The sequence below is a fragment of the Pseudomonas sp. HY13-MNA-CIBAN-0226 genome (assembly GCF_040310305.1).
GTDB classification, from domain to species: domain Bacteria; phylum Pseudomonadota; class Gammaproteobacteria; order Pseudomonadales; family Pseudomonadaceae; genus Aquipseudomonas; species Aquipseudomonas gregormendelii.
The window spans coordinates 1-238 of the sequence record NZ_JBEOPS010000601.1 but is presented as its reverse complement, the minus strand read 5'-3'; the positions used below and the strand labels follow the sequence as shown (position 1 = coordinate 238).

Below are 238 nucleotides of genomic sequence, written 5' to 3'. Positions count from 1 at the left end.
TGTTATAAGATTACGGAGAAAGAGGACGTAGGAATCTATTGTTATATTGAATTGAATCATCATTTATATTACAGCATCACGCTAGCAAATAAAGACGGGCTGCGCCTGCCAGAATGCCCACTCGATATGGTAGGTTTTGAAGAAAAGGTTGGGGAATTGTGCAAAAACTGGAAATATCAAGATAAAAAGAAAAATTTAGGTGGTCAGATTTACCCTCAACGACCAGTTAACTTTAAAA

General features: G+C 36.6%; 1 protein-coding gene. It reads left to right on the top strand.

The genetic code is table 11. The features are described from left to right. Positions 1-238, top strand: a 238-nt coding sequence (locus AAEZ05_RS30085) for a hypothetical protein (RefSeq protein ID WP_350650314.1), incomplete at both ends; no start/stop codon positions are given.